General features: G+C 54.2%; 16 protein-coding genes. 9 read left to right on the top strand and 7 right to left on the bottom strand.

Going from position 1 to position 21,860, the window contains the following annotated elements; genetic code table 11:
- Window positions 1-44: 44 nt before the first annotated feature.
- Entirely contained in the window at window positions 45-1,352 is a 1,308-nt protein-coding gene (locus tag R3C20_14190; protein ID MEZ6041652.1) for an EAL domain-containing protein, read from the bottom strand.
- A gap of 223 nt (window positions 1,353-1,575) precedes the next feature.
- Here R3C20_14190 and R3C20_14195 point away from each other — a divergent pair, with 223 nt between their 5' ends.
- The 3 genes from R3C20_14195 (at window position 1,576) to dapB (ending at window position 7,475) form a co-directional block, all read left to right on the top strand.
- Window positions 1,576-4,851, top strand: coding sequence for a UvrD-helicase domain-containing protein (locus R3C20_14195; protein MEZ6041653.1), 3,276 nt, complete (start codon window positions 1,576-1,578; stop codon window positions 4,849-4,851).
- A gap of 351 nt (window positions 4,852-5,202) precedes the next feature.
- A complete protein-coding gene (locus R3C20_14200) occupies window positions 5,203-6,474 on the top strand; it encodes a citrate synthase (GenBank protein ID MEZ6041654.1) in 1,272 nt (423 codons plus the stop codon).
- A gap of 200 nt (window positions 6,475-6,674) precedes the next feature.
- Window positions 6,675-7,475, top strand: coding sequence for a 4-hydroxy-tetrahydrodipicolinate reductase (gene dapB, locus R3C20_14205; GenBank protein ID MEZ6041655.1), 801 nt, complete (start codon window positions 6,675-6,677; stop codon window positions 7,473-7,475).
- A gap of 77 nt (window positions 7,476-7,552) precedes the next feature.
- Here dapB and R3C20_14210 read toward each other — a convergent pair whose 3' ends face one another.
- The gene (locus R3C20_14210) at window positions 7,553-8,695 is read right to left on the bottom strand and encodes a DUF6268 family outer membrane beta-barrel protein (GenBank protein ID MEZ6041656.1); all 1,143 of its coding nucleotides are present in this window, start codon (window positions 8,693-8,695) and stop codon (window positions 7,553-7,555) included.
- Window positions 8,696-9,217: 522 nt separating this feature from the next.
- Between R3C20_14210 and R3C20_14215 the strand changes: the two genes are divergently transcribed.
- Together R3C20_14215 and R3C20_14220 are read left to right on the top strand one after the other, a co-directional pair.
- Entirely contained in the window at window positions 9,218-9,880 is a 663-nt protein-coding gene (locus tag R3C20_14215; GenBank protein MEZ6041657.1) for a DUF1559 domain-containing protein, read from the top strand.
- A 198-nt stretch (window positions 9,881-10,078) separates the two neighbouring features.
- Complete coding sequence (locus R3C20_14220; GenBank protein MEZ6041658.1) at window positions 10,079-11,515, top strand: sulfatase; 1,437 nt, start codon at window positions 10,079-10,081, stop codon at window positions 11,513-11,515.
- A gap of 71 nt (window positions 11,516-11,586) precedes the next feature.
- Here the strand turns inward: R3C20_14220 and R3C20_14225 are convergent, their stop codons facing one another.
- Both R3C20_14225 and R3C20_14230 read right to left on the bottom strand, forming a co-directional pair.
- On the bottom strand, window positions 11,587-12,423 hold the full coding sequence (locus R3C20_14225; GenBank protein ID MEZ6041659.1) for a hypothetical protein: 837 nt from the start codon (window positions 12,421-12,423) through the stop codon (window positions 11,587-11,589).
- A gap of 32 nt (window positions 12,424-12,455) precedes the next feature.
- On the bottom strand, window positions 12,456-12,962 hold the full coding sequence (locus tag R3C20_14230; GenBank protein ID MEZ6041660.1) for a hypothetical protein: 507 nt from the start codon (window positions 12,960-12,962) through the stop codon (window positions 12,456-12,458).
- 192 nt (window positions 12,963-13,154) lie between these two features.
- On the opposite strand from R3C20_14230, the gene R3C20_14235 reads away from it, so the two are divergent.
- The 3 genes from R3C20_14235 (at window position 13,155) to R3C20_14245 (ending at window position 16,983) form a co-directional block, all read left to right on the top strand.
- Window positions 13,155-13,778 (top strand): TetR/AcrR family transcriptional regulator, encoded by a 624-nt coding sequence (locus R3C20_14235; GenBank protein MEZ6041661.1) that lies wholly within the window; start codon window positions 13,155-13,157, stop codon window positions 13,776-13,778.
- Between the two features lie 325 nt (window positions 13,779-14,103).
- Window positions 14,104-14,604 carry a DinB family protein gene (locus R3C20_14240; protein MEZ6041662.1) on the top strand — a complete coding sequence of 167 codons (501 nt, stop codon included), beginning with the start codon at window positions 14,104-14,106 and terminating at the stop codon, window positions 14,602-14,604.
- 234 nt (window positions 14,605-14,838) lie between these two features.
- On the top strand, window positions 14,839-16,983 hold the full coding sequence (locus tag R3C20_14245; protein ID MEZ6041663.1) for an FAD-dependent oxidoreductase: 2,145 nt from the start codon (window positions 14,839-14,841) through the stop codon (window positions 16,981-16,983).
- A gap of 155 nt (window positions 16,984-17,138) precedes the next feature.
- On the opposite strand, the gene R3C20_14250 is transcribed toward R3C20_14245, so the two are convergent.
- Window positions 17,139-17,777 carry a hypothetical protein gene (locus R3C20_14250; GenBank protein MEZ6041664.1) on the bottom strand — a complete coding sequence of 213 codons (639 nt, stop codon included), beginning with the start codon at window positions 17,775-17,777 and terminating at the stop codon, window positions 17,139-17,141.
- Window positions 17,778-18,010: 233 nt separating this feature from the next.
- On the opposite strand from R3C20_14250, the gene R3C20_14255 reads away from it, so the two are divergent.
- Complete coding sequence (locus R3C20_14255; GenBank protein ID MEZ6041665.1) at window positions 18,011-19,312, top strand: DUF5685 family protein; 1,302 nt, start codon at window positions 18,011-18,013, stop codon at window positions 19,310-19,312.
- Between the two features lie 26 nt (window positions 19,313-19,338).
- Here the strand turns inward: R3C20_14255 and R3C20_14260 are convergent, their stop codons facing one another.
- Together R3C20_14260 and R3C20_14265 are read right to left on the bottom strand one after the other, a co-directional pair.
- Window positions 19,339-20,202 carry a metallophosphoesterase family protein gene (locus R3C20_14260; GenBank protein MEZ6041666.1) on the bottom strand — a complete coding sequence of 288 codons (864 nt, stop codon included), beginning with the start codon at window positions 20,200-20,202 and terminating at the stop codon, window positions 19,339-19,341.
- Between the two features lie 156 nt (window positions 20,203-20,358).
- Window positions 20,359-21,663: a beta-ketoacyl synthase N-terminal-like domain-containing protein gene (locus R3C20_14265; GenBank protein ID MEZ6041667.1), complete on the bottom strand. Its 1,305-nt coding sequence runs from the start codon at window positions 21,661-21,663 to the stop codon at window positions 20,359-20,361.
- Between the last annotated feature and the right edge of the window lie 197 nt (window positions 21,664-21,860).

Genomic DNA, 21,860 nt, shown 5'->3' on the forward strand with positions numbered 1-21,860 from the left:
ATGGCGTAACCTGTTGCGACGGAATGACGCAGCTTTCAGTAAAACTAGTGCTGTGCCCAGTGTGCAGCCGTGTCGGCCCGACCAAACAGATACCCCTGAGCAAGTTCGAAGCCCAGTTCATGACAACAGGCCGCCTCCTCAGTTGTTTCGACGCCTTCTGCGAGCGGGATCACATTCAGGTCCCGGACGAGCTTCACAAGCGACTGGATCGTGGCGCGTTGCTGTGGTGAAGCGAATGGCAGTCCATTCACAAATTTCACATCGAATTTCAGCACGTCCGGCGGAACATCGAAGAGTTCCTTCAATCGAGCCTGCCCCGCACCAAAATCGTCGTATGCCAGCTTCATGCCGAGATCAGAAACAACCGTCCGCAACTGACGGAGAAAATCAGTGGATGCAACCGCCGCTTCATGAACTTCAATCACGATATCCATCAGCGGAAATTCTTCCCGCATTGTTGTGAGCGAATTGAACAGCTGCGTACTCTTCAGTTCCGCAGGGTGCGTGTTCAGATAGAACTGAACATCCGGCCCCATTCCCTCTCCGACACGGAGCCCTTCGTGCCGGCAAACAATGCTCAACTCAACTTCTGATGTCCGCTGCGCAGCGATGCGAAACATCTTATCCGGCGTTTCCAGACCAATCAGTGTACTGCGTGACAAGACTTCAAAAGCGACACGGGAATGGTCGTCCAGGCGAACAATCGGCTGGTAATACGGTTTCAGGCCCGGGCGTTTCAGCAACTTGTCAAATTGCAGCTGTGCCATGGCTTCCGTGGAGACATCCGCCATCATGGTCGCTTCAGGTATCGCCTCGCTGTCAGCGCTGTTCAGGGTGTACATGACACTGCCGAAATGCAGAACATCGCCGGAACGAAGGCCGGTCAGGTTTTGAACTCTTCGGCCGTTCAACAGCGTTCCATTTGTGCTGTTCAGATCACGAATAAACAGATCCCGATCGATCACCAGCAGCTCAGCGTGGCGTCCAGAGACTGTTGGATCAGCAATCGTCAGATGGCAGGAAGAGCTGCGACCGACAAGAAAATTGCTGACCGAAACGGCAACCTTCTGACAGGTTCCATTCTCTGATACCGAGCTGACAAGCATCCAGGCCGGACTCTGACCAGGCTGTTCCGTACCTTCCGCGGGGTTGATCGACAAAGAATGTTGTGCAGTTGTCGCCATCGATGGTTTGTCCTGAATGAACATCTTACGCGTGCCTGTGACCACTTCGGGTGTCCCGTCGATGCATTTGCCAGCCATCGACGGATGTTGCCACAATGCAACCAATGAGAAACCGTAGCCCACGTTCCCGGCATCCCCGCCCAATTTGAGGTAGTGTTTGCCTGACATCCTGGTATGTGGTGACGGTTAAGCCGTTCAGTCCACTTTTGAGTCGAGTAGCCGCATCATCCGCATGACCGGGCGATGGTCAGAAACGAGTAAGATGCGCGACCCTCGCGTTTCCAGTGTCGCAAGACTGTTCGCCGCGACGGTGCCCTGCCACGATTCGCTACAACCGTTACACTTCCGCCGGAAGTGATCGATGGAAGATTGGTGTGGAGGGAGAACCGAAATGAGCCGTTTGCTGATCCGCGCGTCTGCAGGAAGCGGAAAGACGTTTCGTCTGTCCGGTCACTTTCTGCGACAGCTGTACGAAGGCAGCCCACCGGAATCGATTCTTGCCACAACTTTCACTCGAAAAGCCGCCGGAGAAATTCTGGGGCGAGTCCTGACCAGACTTTCGGACGCTGCAGAGGATCCGGCAGCAAGTGCAAAGTTGGCCGAGTTCCTGGAGACTTCGCTGGTTACACAGGAGTCCTCTCAGGCTCTGCTGGCAGAAGTGACCCATAACCTGCATCGCATGCGAGTCTGTACACTCGACAGCTTTTTTCAACTACTGGCTCGCAGCCTGACACTCGAACTTGGGCTTCCTCCAGGCTGGAGCATTATTGATGAACACGTGGATCAGGATCTGAAACAGCAGGCCATTGATTCTGTTCTCGCACAACATGTGTCCAAAGATGCGCAGCAATTGATGCAAATGCTGGCAAAGGGCCGGTCCAAAAGAAGTGTGCGGGATTTGATTGATGATGCAGTCTCAAAGTTCTACGAGCTGTACCAGTTAACGGACAGGGAAGCGTGGCTGCGCTTCCCAAAACCGCAACGACAGCGCGACGACCTGCTGCGCGATCATGTCATTCTGATTCGCAGTATGCTGCCGGATCTGGACAAGAGGGTACAGACGTCTGTCACAGGCGACCTCGATCGATTTCAAAACAGGCAATGGGATTCCTTCATCACCAGCGGAGTCGCCACGAAAATCGTCGCGGGGCATCCCGTATTCTACAGCAAGCCTTTGCCAGACGGACTGGTGGAAGCCTATGAACCGCTCATCAAGGAGGCAAAGGCTCATCTGACAGAACAACTCGCAAGGCAAACATATGCGACGTGGGAGTTGATTTCGCGATTTGACCGCGAATATTCCCGACTGCGGGCCGAGCACGGAGGAATGCGGTTCAGCGACGTGACGCGAATTCTGGCACGGTCCAGTTCGGCGGCTGATGGAACACGGCTTCAGTTTCGGCTCGACAGCACAATCCGTCATCTTCTGCTCGATGAGTTTCAGGACACTTCTCCCGATCAGTGGCACATTCTGAAAGACCTCGCACTATCGATCGCAGGAAAATCCAGGTCGCGAACGCGATCGGACAAGGAGGACCGCGGCAAAGACTCGACGACGTTCTTTTGCGTCGGCGATGGCAAGCAGGCTATTTACGGATGGCGTGGTGGTGAGGCTGAGATTCTGAACGCCGTGGAAAAATCCATCCCGGAGATCAAAGCAGGTTCACTGAATACCAGTCAGCGATCATCATTGCCTGTCATCGAGACTGTCAATCAGCTGTTTCAACACATCAGTCAGCACAAGGACCTTGGCGATTATGAGGAGGCATGCCATGCATGGCAGAAGTTGTTCCCGACACATTCGACGGCAAAGACAACGCTGCCCGGCTACGCAGAACTCCGGACCGGGCCTTTTCTTGACACCAAAGGTGTCGAGGATAAAAAGGGTCCATGGTATCGCTGGGTAGCATCGCAGATCAGGGATCTTTACGAACAGGCACCAGGTCACGAGATTGGGGTCCTTACGCGCCGAAATGCAACCGTAGCCCGTTTAGTTCACGAACTGACATTGCTCGGTGTCCCGGCAAGCGAAGAAGGCGGTACCGCACCGCTCGACAGCCCCGCCGTTCTGGCCATCATGTCGCTCCTTCATCTCTGCAGTCATCCGGGTTGTCAGATTTCCAGGTTTCATGTTTCCGGTTCACCACTGGGTCAAATCGTAGGTCTGACGGCGTGGGACGACGACAAAATGGCCCTTGAAGTCTCGCAGGCACTGCGGAACCAGTTGATCGACGACGGATACGGACGGACGCTTCAGAATCTGCTCGACCACATTCGACCGCACTGTAACGCCCGCGACCTGTTGAGAATGCGTCAGGTGATTGCGGCAGGATGGCAATTCGATGAATCTCCGTCCCTGAATGCGGCAGATTTTGTGCGTCTCCTTGAAACCAGTCGGTTTTCGCGCTCGGAGCCCGCTCCGGTTCGAGTCATGACTGTCCACCAGAGCAAAGGTCTGGAATTTGACATCGTTGTGCTGCCCGAACTGGATGCCAGACTCTTCCTTGCTCCAGCGGCCGCCGCTGGAGGAAATGAAGCGGGCGAAGCTCCGGAATATGTATCAATCTGGCGGAACAAGAGCATGCGTGATCTGCTGCCGGAACCGATTCAAAAGGCCTTCGAACAAACCACCGCCAGCCACCTATCCGAAACACTTTGCCTCCTTTACGTCGCGATGACACGAGCCGTACATGCATTGCATATGCTGATTGAGCCGTTCAGCAAAAAACTGCCAAAGACATATGCAGGCGTGTTGTTCGCGGGTCTGACCGACGCCGCAAGTGCAGACGGTAATGCGGTCCTTTATTCAACCGGGAACCCCGATTGGATGTCTCTTCTGCCGACGAAGTCCCTTCTCAAAGTTCATCAGATAAAGCCCGCCTTTCCATCCCGCACAATTGAACTGGCCCCTATGTCGGGAGGTCGACGGCGGGGACTCGCGCGACAAACACCTTCGCGACATGATGAAACTCGATTGTTTCTACCTGCCTCGGACATCGAAACCAGTCAGGAATTGCCGCAACACACAACCATCAGCCATGCAGGAGCTGTGGACCCAAGAACCCGAGGGACAGTGATTCATGCCTGGTTTGAATGTATCGAATGGTTGCCAGACGGAACGATGCCTGACGAACAGCTCCTGCGGAAACGAGCGGCAGAGCTATCGATCCCGGAGCCGGCTGTTGAAAGCCTGCTGGTTGAATTCCGCAGCATGCTGAACCGTCCAGTGACACGAGGAGTGATGTCCAGACAGGCAGTGGTGCCGGAGAATCGAGCACAGAAAGCGGTCCCGTTCGGTGGCGGAGTCACAAGTCGAGCCTTCGCGCGGTGGGCAGACGAAATCCGTTCCGGGCAAATCCGGATTCACGTATTGCCCGAACGCTCGTTCGTACTGCCAAAGAACGGAACGATCATTCAGGGGACAATGGACCGCCTGGTTCTGGCGAGAAAAAACCAAAAAAACGTGGCTGCTGACATTGTCGACTTCAAGACAGATCGCGTCGTGGGACCTGTTAGAGAGTGGATTTCGGCCAGGACGGAGCACTATGCACCGCAACTGGACATCTATATCCATGCGGTTGAACACTGTTTTCGTGTGCCGCGAGAGCACATTACTGCTCGCCTTCTTTTGCTGGAAGCAGATGCCGTCGCCGATGTCACCGTCTGATTGTCGTGAATAGTGGTCAAAACAGACAAGCTCGGCACATTCACACCCTCCCTTCACCATGTTCTCACTCAAAGTCGGGTTAATTCCGCAGGGAATCCATGTCGGTTTACTTTTGCGTTCGGCGTGATACCGTAGAATCCCGCCTGTACGGAGTGGTTCATTTCTGAGGGATGAATCACGCCGTAGCCTCACCGCACTGGACTACCGTGGCACTTTCCTTCTCGCAGCCACATCCAGAAGCTACGTTGAACGTGAATTGGGAAGGACGGGTCAGTTTTTGCACCGTCTTCTTCCCGGCATGCACCCGCCTGAGGGCGCGAGACAGACCTGAATATCGGGAAAACGACCACTATGACCAGTTCCAGTTTCATTCTCGGCGACAAGTCCTGGGACCTGCCCGTCGTGACCGGCACCGAACACGAAGTAGGTGTGGACATCACAAAACTGCGATCCGCCTCGGGCGCGATCACGCTGGATCCCGGATTCAACAGCACTGGCGCATGTGAAAGCGCAATTACATTCATCGACGGTGACAAAGGAATTCTTCGGTACCGCGGCTACCCGATCGAACAACTTGCCGAGCGATCGGATTTCGTGGAAACATCCTGGCTGCTGCTGAACGGCGAACTGCCGACAGCAGACCAGCTGCGCACCTTTCGCGCACAGCTGACCTACCACAGCATGATCCACGAAGACATGAAAAAGTTCTTCGAAGGATACCCCCCCAATGCACATCCCATGGCAATTCTCTCTGCCATGGTCGCATCATTATCGACCTATTACCCGGATTCCGAAGACGAACACATGGACGTCAACATCGTTCGCCTGATCGCTAAAGTGCGAACGATTGCTGCGTATGCGTACAAGAAATCCATTGGGCAGCCAATTATCTACCCTCGGAACGATTTCTCCTACTGTGCAAACTTTCTGAACATGATGTTTGCCGTCCCTGCTGAAGAATACAAAGTCAACCCGCTGCTGGTGAAAGCACTTAATATGCTGCTGATCCTGCACGCGGACCACGAACAGAACTGCAGCACATCAACGGTTCGAATGGTCGGCAGCAGCCGGGCAAATATCTTCGCTTCGATTTCTGCAGGAATCTGCGCTCTGTGGGGCCCACTGCATGGTGGCGCGAATCAGGCTGTGCTCGAAATGCTGAGCATGATTCATGAAGACGGCGGCGACTACAAAAAATACATCCAAAAGGCCAAGGACAAAGATGACAACTTCCGCCTGATGGGCTTTGGCCATCGCGTCTACAAGAACTTCGATCCGCGGGCCACCATTCTGCGAAAGATGTCAGCCGACGTTCTTGAATCTCTCGGTATCGACGATCCACTTCTGGATATCGCAATGAACCTCGAGAAGATCGCGCTGGAGGACGAATACTTCGTTGATCGCAAGCTGTATCCGAACGTCGATTTCTACAGCGGAATCCTGTATCGAGCGATGGGAATTCCAGTGAACATGTTCACCGTCATGTTCGCTATCGGTCGGCTCCCCGGATGGCTGGCACACTGGAAGGAACTTCGCGAAGACGATACGAGCCGCATTTATCGCCCTCGGCAGATCTACACCGGGCCAACAGAACGCAGTTACATTCCGGTTACAGACCGCTAACTGTCCATTGAAAATCGGGACAGGCATGCTGGACGGCTGTAACTGTAAGCTGTCGTGTTTTGAGATCACCCGCTCGACCCAGTCCCGTTTTTCAACAGGCTGCTCATGCCGGGTTTCTGATGAGTTCATGTTTTCGGGAGATCGCAACCTGCCGTCTCCTGGTCACTCCCTCTGTGAGGGACCTTTGAGGGTGGAGCATTATGGTTCTGAAAGTCGGCGTAAACGGTGCAGCGGGGCGAATGGGACAACGGGTCGTCGCATTGACCATGGCCGACACAGAATTACAGCTTGCTGCGGCCCTTGAATCTCCAAACAGCGCCAGCCTGGGTCGGGATGCAGGCGAGATTGCCGGGGCAGGGACCGCCGGAGTCAAAATCGCCTCCGAACTGGACTGCCACGTTGATGTCGTGATCGACTTCTCAACGCCAGCCGGACTGGAACGCGTAGTTGCCCTGTGTGAAGATCGTCGAGTGCCACTGGTTGTTGCGACAACAGGTCTGACAGACGCGCAGCGAGAAACCGTGCTGGCAGCATCACAGGTCACGCCAATTGTCATGGCGCCCAGTATGAGCACGGCTGTCAATCTCGTCATGAAGCTGGTCGCGGATGCAGCTCGCATCCTGAAGAATCACTCATCCGGTGTCGACGTCGAAATCATCGAACGCCATCACCGCTTCAAAGAAGATGCCCCCAGTGGAACAGCCCTGCATTTCGGCCGAATCGTCGCCGAACAAATGGGACAGACAAATCACATTCATGGTCGTGAGGGTCGCCCCGGAAAGCGGCCCGCCAACGAAATCGGTTACCACGCACTCCGCACAGGCGACAATGTGGGTGAACACACGATTGTATTTGGCCTGATGGGTGAAACGATTGACCTGACAGTTCGCGGACATACGCGTGACAGCTACGCCTACGGAGCGTTGTCCGCCGCGAAATACGTGGTGCAGAAACCGGCTGGCATCTACTCCATGGCCGATGTCCTGGGCCTGGATTCGTAATTTGCCCACAGCACGAATTTGGCTAATCCGCCGAACGGTTCTCAAGATGTCCTGCGCTCATCACGCAAGACAGAGAATCAAAATGTGATGCCGCCACGAATCATGCTTGCGGCATCCAGCTCGTTTTCAACATTCAACTTCTGCCATTTGTACTTTCGAGCAAATGCCAGACCAACTTCCGCAAACCACCCCTTGTTGCCGGCCAGTACTTTTTCGTAGCCGATCGCCGCTCTCAAGTCGCTGATGGTGATCTCATCGGTGGTACCATCCTGTCGAATCGCAGCCCACGTATTCCCACCAAAACCACCCGAGACATATATCCAGGATTCGCTTTCCATGCCGACTTTCGAAAGGCGGTAGCTGATTCGCGGTTGGGGAAACTGCACATCGATTCGCCAAAGGGGATTCGGCGTCCAAAGGACCCCAAACCCAGGGATCGCAGGGTAGTCTGCTCGATCCAGATAAACCAAACCTGCCGACAGAGTCAGTTCTTCAGGAACAACTTCCCATGTCAGCATCGCCATCCCGAAAATACGGAAGGACTTTTCACTGGTCCGAAAGTCCGTTCGTGCGGAGGGTGCGAAGAGAATTGTGGTGCCAACTCTTTCGCTCAGCGGCTTCTGGTAAAAAAACTTCACACCAGTCTCAAATAATGCATCCGGCACATCCATGGTTGCCGGCGCGCTGATGAAGTCGGCCTTGAAGTTTGGCATTACACCCAGAATGTTGTCCTTGCTTCCGAGGGGCACCGCAAGACTGACCAGCGTCGATACGTAATGCAACCCCAGCGATTCAGTCGCTCCCCCGCCGATGTTTCCCTGCTGTACCTGAATGCTTTGCAACAGTGATTTGCGAAAACGCGGAATGGGTCCGAAATCATCCGGAGCATGCGACGTTGTCAGGCCCGGTGGGTACGCACCGGGTGACGATGAGCGCAAAGGATCCAGGATAGGAGATTCGATCTGCGAATTCGCAGACACGGGGACGATCGCGGTCGCCTGCTTACCGAAGAGTTGCGAGTCCTTCGCCGACTTCTGTGTTTCTCGCAATGATTCGGTCCAGGCAGTATCGCCCCCTACGGTGAACAGCCTGCCAACATCAGTGCTCGTCTCCCATTTGCCGTCTGGCTGATCCGAAGCGCAAACGCAATTGCTCCACAGAGACACAACGGTCAATGCGACTGCGAATACGCTGCCCTGGATGGAAGGAGATAAGATCATGCAGATGAATTCGGATGAATGAGTTCTGCTGCAACGTTCGATTTTCCCAATGACCGCTGATTGTCCGGGCCTGTCATGATGCTCCCGGCAAAATCCGCCAGAGTCTGTGCATACAACCAATGCAATCGGTACAGTTTCCCATGGCGCCCAATCAAAGGTGGTTACAGCAAGCGGAGGGATCATGCAGCCAGGACGGCTCAGCCAAACCATTTTTGAACTGTTTGAGCAGTCGACAGAACCCGCTCCTTTCAGTATTGAGCATTTTCTCAACTGCGCCGCAGTTATGTCCTAACCCAACAGCCTGTTGAAAAACGGGACTGGCTCAAGCAGGAAACCTTAAAACACGACGGTTTCCAGTCGTCCTGCTTGCCTGTCCCGGTTTTTCAACGGACAGCTAAGCTAAACCTGTCAAACGTCATACCGGCTTTTGGATTCGAGAACCGGGAGGTCACGCGCCTGTGAAACTTATTGCCCTCAAAACGTCGGCATTCACCAGGATGTGCCAGCCGCACCAAAAACCGGTTGTGTTCGAACAGGAATGCACTGACCCTGATCGAGTTGCTTGTTGTCTTTGCGATTGTCTCTCTGCTGATCGCACTGCTACTGCCAGCCATCCAGAATGCCCGATCTGCTGCCCGACTCACCCAGTGCAAGAACAACCTGCACCAAATGGGAGTTGCCCTGCATAACAATAGTGGCTTCGGACATTACAAAGGCTGGAAGACTTCAAGCCTGGAGGCTCCCAACGCAACGCCGGCAGATGTCATTCCGGCCCTGATCTGTCCGGATGCCGGAGAATCAACAATCATCAGCGGCAGTCTCCAGCTTGCGCGTACCCACTATGCAGGAGTCCAGGGCGATGGACGAACTGTGAATCGTGGCGGTATCAACGATGTAAAGGACGGGTTGAGCAACTCTCTGCATACCGGCGAACTGGACACAGATACCATCGATCCAAAACTCCTGTGGTCTTCTCCGGCACGCATCACCTGCAGGGACGCGATCAACACGCGAAATGCTTCGGGCGATAAGGTCGACACTTGTTTTCGAAGCCGCCACCCTCAGGGCGGCGCGACGTTTATGCTCTGGGATGGCTCAGCAAGATTCGTCAGCGAAAACATCGATCTCACGACGTACCATGCTCTTTCCACCATCAATGGTGGAGAAGTTGTCGGCGATTACTGACGGGACAGTGCCGTATTCGACGGATGGATCGCTCAACGCTGCAGCCGGAAAAGCGTTGAAAATTCTTCACTCACGAATCGGGCTGCCATGAGGATGGAACGCACTACCAACGAAGGACCTGCATCTCTTTTCCGGACAAATCCGACGCTGTCCAGCCAGAACGCCGTCTGACTCCCTGAAATCAAAGGAACACTCCGCATGTCACATCCTTATCTCCTGGCTCTCGGTGTCGCGATCCTGCTGTCTGCTAACAGGTCGGGGTTCTGTGCAGAAGATTCACGTCCGAACATTCTGTTCATTCTGGTGGATGACTTTGGGCCTCGCGATCTGGCCTGTTATGGATCGACACTCTACGAAACTCCGAACATGGATCGACTGGCGGCCGAAGGTGCAAAATTCCAGCAGGCTTACGTGGCGTATCCCCGGTGCGTTCCTTCTCGTTTTGCCATTCTGACCGGCAAACACCCGGCCGTCTTCCAAAAGAAGCGAGACAGTGTCCACATTGAACCGAATCGCGACATTACATTTGGGCAGCCATTTCAGGAGGCCGGATACGCGACGTTCTACTGCGGTAAGTGGCATCTGGGTGAAGGGGCGTCTGCACCCGAAAATACAGGTTTCGACACGACCGTCGCCGCTGGTGCGGCCGGTGCAACGCGTTCCCACTTTGCACCATACACCAGATCGCGGACCGGCGGAAAAGGAGAAAAAGAAGCCATTACTGGTCTTGATGATGCTCCTGATGACGAATACCTGACGGATCGACTCACTGTCGAAACGATAAACTTCATCAAGGAACATAAGGACCAGCCGTTTCTGGCGGTGCTTGCCCATTATGCGGTCCACACTCCTATCGAAGCCAAGCCGCATCTGACCAAACGTTACGAACAGAAACTGGCAACCAAACCACTTCCCGATCGACTCTACGAACCCGAGAGTGCAGGCGAAAATCTTCTGGTTCAGAAGAATGCAACCTACGCAGCGATGATTGAGAGCGTCGATAACGGTGTCGGCCGTCTGCTGAAATTGCTGGATCGCCTCGACCTTTCCGAAAACACCATTGTGATTCTTGCAAGTGATCACGGAGGGCTGTCGGCGAGGGGCAACAAACGGGAAGTGGCAACGTCGAATCGACCATTCCGAGCTGGCAAGGGTCACTTGTACGAAGGTGGACTTCGCATTCCATTGCTCGTCCGCTGGACGGGAAAGATTGACGCCGGGCAGACCATCGATTCGCCGGTAATCACAACAGATCTGTTTCCAACCATGCTGCAGTTGGCAGGACTGGATCTTCGCCCGGGCGATCATCGCGACGGCTTAAGCCTTGCATCTCGTCTTATCAGCAACGCAGCTTTACCGGATCGAACATTCTACTGGCACAACCCGGCTCCCCGACCCACAAGTACCGGTGACTGGTTTTCGTCCGCGATTCGCGAAGGCCATCTGAAACTACTGGAGTTCCCCACAGAGCAGCGTATTGAGCTCTATGATCTTTCCTCCGACATTCAGGAGGCACAAAACCTGGCGGATTCACAGCCTGCAGATCGGGACCGGCTGCTCAAAAAACTGCACGACTGGAAAGCAACCGTCGGCGCGGAAGATGCACCCCGAGGCAAGCGAGGAGCGTCCAATTGAAAAACCTCTCCAGCATCGAACGCACGCCCTCAAACGGACTCTGCCTGCGCTCGGTCATGCTCTGAACAGTCTCATGGTCTGGAGAATGTGGCTGCAACACCCGCGTTGCGAAGCGCATCAGATTTCAGGTCTTCGAAGTAAGGCAGTGGTTGTGAAAAGAAGGGCCGGGGCATATGACCATAGAATTCCATACTGTCAAACACATGATCCCACCCAACACGCTCTGCTACTTCATAGGCCTCAATCCCTCGTTGAATTCGCTCTTCTGTGCAACCAAAGTCTCGAAAGAACATATATCTCATTGACGGAAAATACGAAAAGCGAACAACGGGATGCAGACATAACCACCGCATGATGCGGCAATCGAACGCGGCAATTGCACTCTGAACACCTGGGGCGACCGTCAGCTCCTGTTCGTTTCGGAATGAAGTCTCGAAGATCCGACGTTTCTGATCTCCGGGGAGAGATTTCTTTGTCCGACTTGCGTGATGAATTTGATTCAGGGCCTCCAGCAGATCGGCAGGAACTATGTCGGAGGCCGCCGACAATTGACCGTATTCACGCGTAAACTCGTACGCTGCATAGGTGTCGATGCAAACCTGGCGATTGATTCTTCGAAATGATTCCGCGAACTCCCGCAAAATGCCCAGCCGAAAGGCCTTCTCTTTTGAATTGTAGAAGTACCTCCTGGCAATCAATCGGCCAAGACTTCCTCCGGACTCGAAGTATGAAAGTCCCCAGAGCGCGCCGTGGGCCGCCATTTGGCAGAAAGCATGATTGCGCCCGGAATCCAGGTACATGTTTGTCAGCATAATGACCCGCCGCGGAATATCGAGAAGGCCACCAGCCAGCAATTCTGCCTGCGACTTGCGTAACTCGTATTCGGCTCGAAGCTCTTGCGTCTGCATTATCATCCTCTCTGAAATGATCACCGGGCATCTTACGAATGAACGGACATTGCCATCGGATCCATGTCACCGGTCGACTCAATACCACATCGACGATGAAGTTCATCAACGATCAACTGTGCGCAGAATCGCCCTCGGCTGACATCCGGAACAAATGAAAGTGTCGGCCCGAAAGGACTCGCCTTTCGAAGCTGGATTGTGGCATACGGAGGGTTGTTCCGTTTCCTGAACCGAATCGATTCGATCTGCGCCAGCGGGACGCAGATCTCCAGGCCGTTGCGTTTGCACATCAGTCTGTCGTCGTCCATCCAGACTTCCGTGCACAATCCCGGCAGAAAATATTCCCAGGACGACCGTAACAACGACAGCAGAATGAGCGGGACAATCACCGGCAATGCCAGCAACCAAAGGCCGGTTGAGACCAGCACCAGCGCGAGAATCAGATGGATCCGGCCCGGCGTTCGAAGTCTGTTGAGGGTCGGATAGGTTTCGAGCAACTTGTGCGGAATAGGGTGCAAATCCGAAGTGATCTTTTTCATGGCAAACTCTGCTGTGGTTTTACACGAGCCTCACCGAGATGTTGTTGGGCAATCAATGACTCGAACGCAAACCGCAGCGGTTTCGGACAATGAATCCGGATTCGGTGTCTGTGGATTAACCTCCCGATTGCCACTTGACTCCATACCAACCAGTCGGTACCCTACAAACCGACTGGTTGGTATGGAGGTGAAATGTCAGAAAATGCGAGGCTAAAGCTATTCGACGCCATTTGCGATCTCGTGCTTGAACGCGGGTACGGTGGAACTTCCGTCGACGCCATTTGCGAGCGAGCGAACGTTTCGAAAGGAAGCTTCTTTCATCATTTCCCCTCCAAGGAGGCTGCGGCCTGCGAAACACTTGACCACTGGATGACGGCGATGGTGGAGCGTGCTCGCGCGAGCGGCTTTATGGAGCAAGCCTCTGCGGTCGACCGACTACTGACATACCTCAATCTCATGGCGAGCCTGTTGGAGTCACCAACATCTCCGAAAGGGTGTCTGCTGGGAACACTTGCTCTTGAGCTTTCTGATACGCATCCACAAGTGCGAGAACGAGCGGCTCATTACTTCGAGCAGTGGAGCGGCATGCTTGAAAGCCTCATTGCTGATGCACTGGCTGCCAACGACGGGTGCCCGAAACCTCGGGCGCTGGCCGACTACTTCATCGCCTCACTCGAAGGATCCATCCTGCTGGCCAGAACTCGCCAGGAACCTTCACTGGTTCGGAAGAGTGTCCATCATTTTCGTGACTACGTTCTTGGGATGATTCCGGGGGCAGGACCATCGGAGCTCTCAGTGGAACGTGAAGATTCTTAGTTAGCAGCCTGTTGGAAAACCGGACTGGCTCAAGCAGGAGACCTGAAAACATGACGGTTTCCGGTCGTCCTGCATCGCTGTCCCGGTTTTTCAACGGTCAGTTAGCATCGCCGTACGCCTGTCGTACGACCCGTTGAAGAAATGAGTCCGATGCGTCAGCAAGCGATTGATGGCCATTGAAAGCCTTTGAAAACGTCACTCGCTTACGCGGCAGGGGGCCCTCCGTATGGTTTGTCAACTGGCCGTCGGCGTTATCCGATCTGGTCGATTGTTCTGTCACGTCGATTGTTCTGTCACACTGAACTGGTTTGTTTGGGAGAAAACGATGAGCACTGTTGATTATCTGCGTCACGGCCTGGAAGCAGGCCGCATGTTGATCATGAAACTGATCGACGACATGAAAGATGCACCACTACAAATGCCGACCGCGAACGGTGGAAATCCACCGCTCTGGATTCTCGGCCATCTTGCTTATGCCGAGTCAAATATTATCGAACACATAATCAGAGGTAACGACAATCCGCTGCTGGAATGGAAGAAGGTCTTTGGTGCGCAGACTGAGCCGTCTGCGAATCCTGAAGATTACCCGGCATGGGATGACGTACGAAAACAATCTGATGAGATTCGAGAGGCAACTCTGAGATTCCTGGATGGCCTGAGTGATGAAGATCTGGCGAAACCGACCCGGAATCCACCACCTGGTCGTGAGGCCATGTTCGGCACCATCGGAGCCTGCCTGGTGACGATGTCCATGCACACCATGATGCACTATGGTCAGGTCGCAGATGCGCGACGAATGGCAGGCCGCGCTCCCATCAACGCGTAATCCGAAATCGGCAGCTGCGTTGCTTTACCAGCTGTGTGTTTGAGCCATTCTCCGAACGGCTCAGAAGCATTCTCGCAATGCATTCTGAGCCTTCTTTTGTTGGTGTACGGGCGCGTTACGCCGACCATGGGTCGACGCTGGTTGCCTTTCCTCCAGGGATTCACAATCATTCGCTTCGGCCAGGATTCACGATTATTTTGGCCTGCAACTCAACATCAGCAGAGACCCACCCACATGCTACCGTCGCTCCATCTGACTCGATTCTCTCAGATTGCCTTACTGACGCTCTTCTTCGTCCTTCATGCATCATTTTATCCGGCCGCCCGCGCCGAGTTTTTTGAAGCAGATCTGATTGTCTACGGTGGCACATCGTCGGGCGTCATTGCCGCTGTGCAGGCAAAGAAAATGGGTAAGAGCGTGATCATTGTCGGCCCGGATCAACATCTGGGCGGCCTGACCGCAGGGGGGCTTGGCTTTACGGACACAGGTAACAAAGCCGTCATCGGTGGATTGTCTCGCGACTTTTATCATCGCATCTGGAAGGCCTATCAAAAGCCGGACGCATGGAAGTGGCAGGACCAATCGGAATATGGCAACAAAGGGCAGGGGACACCGGCCATTGATGGCGAGAATCGCACGATGTGGATCTTCGAACCACACGTCGCGGAACAGGTCTTTGAAGATTTTGTAAGCGAGTTCCGGATTCCCGTTCATCGCAACGAATGGCTCGATCGAAACGACGGCGTAAAAAAGAAAGGAGCGAGAATTACCAGCATCACGATGTTATCCGGTAATACCTATTCGGGTCGCATGTTTATCGATGCGACCTACGAAGGGGACCTGATGGCAGCCGCTGGTGTGGATTACCACGTTGGTCGGGAAGCCAATTCGGTCTACGGTGAAAACTGGAATGGCGTTCAGGTGGGTGTTCTGCATCATCGTCATCATTTCGGAGCCGTGAAGCAAAAAATCAGTCCCTATGTTATTCCCGGCGACCCGACCTCCGGAGTCCTGCCCCGAATCAGCACAGAACCGCCGGGAAACTATGGCGAAGCAGATCATCGCGTCCAGGCCTACTGCTATCGATATTGCGCGACGGACCATCCGGAGAACCGCATTCCCTTCCCCAAACCGGAAGGCTACGACCCCGCTCAATACGAGTTGCTTCTGCGCATTTATGAGGCGGGGTGGCGTGAGACTTTCAATAAGTTTGATCCACTGCCGAATCACAAGACTGACACAAACAACCATGGCCCCTTCAGTACCGATAACATCGGGATGAACTATGACTATCCCGATGCATCTTACGAACGTCGGCAGGAAATTCTGGACGAACATCGGCAGTACCAGCAGGGATGGCTCTACTTTGTGGCAAATGATCCGCGGGTTCCGGCTGAAGTCCGGGAACAAATGCAGAACTGGGGACTGCCATCGGACGAATTCAAAGACAATGGTCACTGGCCTCACCAGATCTACGTTCGCGAAGCGCGGCGCATGATTGGACATTTCGTCATGACAGAAAATGAATTGACGAAGAAGAAGCCAACACCGGACTCCGTTGGTATGGGCAGCTACACGATCGATTCGCATAACGTGCAGCGTTACATCACGCCAGATGGTTACGTGCAGAATGAAGGTGACATCGGCGTGGGAATCAGCCCGTATGCAATTGCTTATGGAGCGTTGATCCCCAGGCAGGAACAGGCCGAAAACCTACTTGTCAGCGTATGCGTCAGCAGCTCACATATCGCATTTGGCAGTATCCGAATGGAGCCGGTCTTCATGATTCTCGGCCAGAGCGCAGCAACCGCCGCGGTAATGGCGATTGAAAACAGGGTTCCGGTGCAGAACGTTGCTTATGATGAACTCCGAGAGAAGTTGCTGATGGATGGCCAGGTACTGACATATGCGAGTGCATCATCAGGTGGACATCCGCATTCTCAAAAAGCCTTTGTTGAACCGTCGAGCCTGCCAGGCATCGTCGTCGATGACGATGACGCGATCTTCACCGGCGAATGGAGGGTGAGCAGTGCATCGAACTACTACGTGGCGAATGGATACCGACATGATAACGCCGCAAAAGACGGCAAGGCATCCGTAACGTTTCAAACATCGCTGGAAAAGACCGGGATGTACGATGTACGAATCTGTTGGCCGCCTAATTCCAATCGATCTTCCAGTGTCAGGATTGAAGTCTCAACGGTATCCGGCACAAGGACGATTACCATCGATCAGAGAAAGCCTCCTGAGGGCAATGATCATTTTCAGCTGCTGGGGACCTTTCCGTTTTCATCCGACAAACCAGCACAGGTGACGATCAGCAACAGCGGAACCGATGGCTACGTCGTCGTCGATGCAGTGCAGTGGATCGCAAGATGAAACTTCCCGGGTATTTCTTTATCGGGGCCGGTCTGAGCAACCGGAGAGCCATGATTCGCGCGGGATACTGTTTGCTATCTATAGAGTATCGTTCGCGCGAACCCTGACTGACTTGGCTCCGGCTGCCTGGCTCTGAAAATCAAAACGGCGGCGGGCTATTCGGAAGGAGGTCGATTTTCCCCTGAAGGACGGCCATCGCGAGGAGGGCGACCTCGACCATCCCGACCACCCGGCGCATCATCCGGTCCTGGAGGTCGACCTGCTCCCTGAGGGGGTCGGCGGGTGATGAAGTCCCGGGCGAATTCAAGCAACTCGTCCCGGCCCAGTTTCCCATCACCATCCGCGTCAAAACGCATTGCCTCCGCGACGAGTCGCTCGGGGCTCGGAGGACCGCCATCTCGAGGACCGCCATCTCGAGGACCACCGTCTCGAGGACCGCCGTCTCGAGGACCGCCGTCTCGAGGACCACCGTCTCGAGGACCACCGTCTCGAGGACCTCTTCCTTCGGGGGCAGGTGGCCGAGTCTCTTCGTCACTCAGCTTTCCGTCGCCATTCTTATCAAGAGTCAACAAGGACGCCTTCGCGTTCTCAAGTTCCTCGGCTGAAATTACGTGATCGCCATTCGTATCCAGCGCTTCCATAAATGGATTGGGTGGCGGTGGATTTCGCTCCCGCGGTCCACGCTCGCCGGGAGGTGGTCCATCCGGCCGTCCACCTTCTGGTGGTTGTGCCAGAACAACTGTTGCGACACTGAGTAAACCAGCAAAGGCCGACGTGTATAGGATTCTTTTCATATTCGATCTCTCCACAATCTTCTTTGAACTCGGCTGAACAACCAATGCTCAGGCGACTCCAGCCACTCTAACACAACAACCTTAAGCCAGCGTGAAGCAGAAGCTGTTTTTTGAATTCGTCCCCGAACGGATCATGGCTGTTCTTGACGATTGCCTTTCACTACGCTTCCGGGCATTGACGACTCCGATGTGATCATCCGAATTTTCCAGGAGAACCATTCAGGTGGCAGACGATGTTTGGCTTTCTTAAACCAGCAGCAAAGTTGCCGCTTTGGCGGCAAAGCTACGCCCGCATTTGCCAGACACAGCGCCGCCTGTTTGGCATGATGTCTTTGCCATTTCTTAGCTACGAAGCAACATTTGTTTACAGACTGGCCATTGAAAAACAACTGATTCCGGAACTGCCCTCGGCGTCTCCGGAATGCTGTCGCCTGAAACGGCTGAAGAATCCGGAACAGCAGCCCGATTACGCAGCGGCTTCGCTGTCAGCAGCATTCGGCATGCTGCTGGCCGGAATCAAACTGAACGACGATGTCGCAGATCACGGACGATGGCACAACCGTTTGCTGCTGTTCAAATACCAAAGACAAATCAGGATGGCTTCGGAAATCCTCGAAGTTGCCAACCCGGGGATCAAGCGTCAGATTCAGAACATCCTGATGGAACATCATCAGCTTGAATCCGGCAGACGAGTAGAGTTGTCTGATTATATACGGCCAACAGGAAATGGATTCGCATTGTTGTTCAGATCCATTGCGATGGCACTGAACGCAACCGATGACATTGCAGACGATTTCGAAAAGATCGGTCGAAGTACAGGACGTGCGCTGATTGCATGGGATTGCGCAGCTGACTTTCATCACGATCAGATTTATGGTGAATTCAATCCGTTGAGAAATGCGCTGGAGGTTGAGAACTCCCTGCGCACTTGTTTGCTGGAACTCGCCCGTGCCGGATGGGCCTTACCATCGCAAGATTCTGTGTGTCGCCAGGTCCTTGAGGATTTGACACGAAGAGTCAACCATCGCCTGCATCATCCCGATCACATCTGTCGGACCACACGGCTCGAACGATGGGGTTTGGTCCGAGCCAAACGTTATCAGTATGCGCGATGCGATTGCTGCGAAGCTTTTTGTGCAGTGGGAGAATGCGGCGAATGCGCCTGTGCCGGGGCCGAAGGCGCTGCGGAGGGCGCAGCATGTGCTGGATGTGATTGCTGCTCGGACGGCTTCTGTTGCTGGGCTGGCAGCGGATGCGATCCATGCTGTTATGAATCGCCTAAGCCAGGGGCTGCCGGAGAGAACAAAGCCACTTCGACAAGAGAATGCGCTTATGAAAGGTTCCGGGGCAAACACGGACTGACCTATGGAGATCTTTCGCCAGAAGGATTCGTCATGGTTGAGGAAACCAGAATTCCGGCGAGATCGGAAGGTGGATTCTGGCTGGGGAATAAGACGCGAATTCTGGTTATTGATGCAGATTCACTCGGTGTGGTTGTCCGGCCTGATTCGAACGAATCTGAAGAAACGGGATGAATCACACAGTAAGAATCGACGGCAGACTATGACGCTTCCATTCCGGGGTCTGCAGTCGCAAATTTTTGCTGGCTGACCGGTTCGAATTCACCCGTGGTGCCACTGTGCAGATAGGTGGTTACGCAAAAATGCCCCTCGAATATCTCGATGTGATTCAACGAGTTCGCCTGGCGTTCGCGACCACGTCCACGGCTCGAAGTCGTCGTTCCGGAATGAACAATCAGGATTCCACTGCCACCAGTTTCTTCGTGGAAATAAAAGTCCTGAGACCGACCTGTGTATGCGCGATGCAGATGGCCACCAAGAATCAATCGCACCCCCATCGACTGGAGACGTCGTAATGCCTGTCCAGCCCCCCACATCACCTTGTCGCGCAGACGGTCAGGAGCCGGAATGAACGGGTGATGGCAAACGACCACGCGCAGCAACGATTCGGGGGAATTCTGAAAGACCGCTTCGCAGGCATCCAGTTGTTGACTGGATACCCAGCCATTACTGATCGCAGTATGGGGTGCTGAGGAATTCAGTCCCGCAAGAATCGCAGACGGCAAAACGAGTACTGGATTCAAATCCTTTGAAATGATCGCTCGATAGTTTCGATAAGGATCGACCATACGTTCCACGAATCGATACAGCGGCACATCGTGGTTGCCCGGTATAACCATCCGGGGAACAGCGGGAAGCCGACTCAAAAATACTTTCGCCTGTTCAAACTGCTCTCGCCTGGCTCGCTGGGTCAGATCTCCGCTGATTATAACAGCGTCTGCAGCGATCGTGGGGGCCAGTCGCAGCACTGCTTCGGCGACTTCGACTCGAAACGGGGGGCCAAAATGGAGATCGGAAATCTGCAGCAGACTCAAACGTAGTTTCGTATCCGGAAACACCGACACTGCAATCCCTTTGCACACGCCCAGTCACAAATATGAACCTCCGGAAGACAGTCGAGCGGTTAGCGGACGACCCGCCTGAACTCGGAGGGATGGCAAAATAAACCCTCCAGTGCATTTGCCATGGAGGGTTCGCGATCGTTTAAGTCTTTGCCCTGACTACGCCTGAATCACAACGGCACTCGCCTGGCCCATCCGTGTGACGCTCGTCTTCAGAAACAGTTTGTTTGAGCTGGCCAGATGCTGACCATGAACGATGTTCAGGGCAGCATCCGGATCGGAATTTTCAAAGTTGAGTGTGCGTGGGACAACACCATTCTTCAAAGCAAGGAGAGAAGATGCAACTTCACAGAGCCCGGCTCCACTGCCGGAGCTTCCCATGTAACTCTTGAGTGCTGTTACCGGCATGCTGTCTGCGGCACTGCCCAGCAGTCGACGCAGACCTGCGGCCTCCATCTTGTCGCGCTGAGGATGTCCGGAGGCACACGCAGAGATATGGCCAAGTCCGGAAGCTTCGACACCCGCGTTGCGGAGTGCGGCAGACGCAGCCTGATACACAGCCGTTGCTTCATCAATTGTTCCGTCTTTTGAGATAACGGTACTTGCGCCACATCCCAGCAAAGTCCCGAGAATCTTTGCGCCTCTGGCTTCTGCATGAGCGCGATCTTCAAGGATCAGGGTGCAGGAAGCTTCTGCAAGAACTTCTCCGGTTCTGTCTCGATCGAAGGGGCGACATCGAGATTCAGCTGGACCTGTGGCCAACGGATCCCAGTTTGCGTACTGTGCCGCTTTCGCAACCTGCAACCGGGTCCCGGTTGTTCCGGTGATCATCACATCTGCACGATTGCGTCGAATGATGTTGGCAGCCTCTGCAATTGCGAGACAACCCGAAGCTTCGTCGTGCGTGATGGAATTATTGGGGCCACGCGCATCAACGGCGATTCCGATGTGGCACCCTGGCATGTTAGGCAGGTATCGCAGTAACCAAAGGGGTTCCATTCCAGTGATGCCGACTTCGCCCCATTTATCGAAGTCAAAACACATGCGGCCGTTTCGTTCAGACAACGATTTCACAGCTGCACCGACCAGCACTTCCGGAGGGCTGGACATCAGATTTGCCCCGAAGTCGACGCCCATTCGTTCCGGGGCGATGGATCCTTCGGCGATGCCAGCATCAGCCACTGCCTGAATTGCCGACGCGACGCCCAGTTGGATATCGCGGCACATCACCTTCAGGTTCTTGCGGAGCGCCTTCAGGTGAATCTTCCGTGTGGATTCATCATTGAAGTCGGCGACTTCTCCACCGACGAGGTCAGGAGTTCCAACGTATGGCAGCAGCTGAACTTTGGAGATGCCGGAACGGCCTTCCGATATGCTCGACCAAAAGGCATCTCGACCAATGCCGAGCGGAGAGACAACTCCGATTCCGGTGATAACAACTTCTCGTGCTGACGAATTCGACATGAAGATAGCTCAGCCCAAAACAGATTCGTTGACCCAGGTGGCATCCCCAGCAGATGCCAACGGCTGATGGCAGTCGTGCGACCGTTTTTAATCACTCTGTATTTCGATCATTCTGAGTGATCAGGTTTGGTGAATCCCCATTCGCCAAACCTAAAACCTCCGCAAAACGCGACGCAGTTTAGCAACCGACAGAGTTT

This window comes from Planctomycetaceae bacterium (genome assembly GCA_041398825.1).
Taxonomy (GTDB): domain Bacteria; phylum Planctomycetota; class Planctomycetia; order Planctomycetales; family Planctomycetaceae; genus F1-80-MAGs062.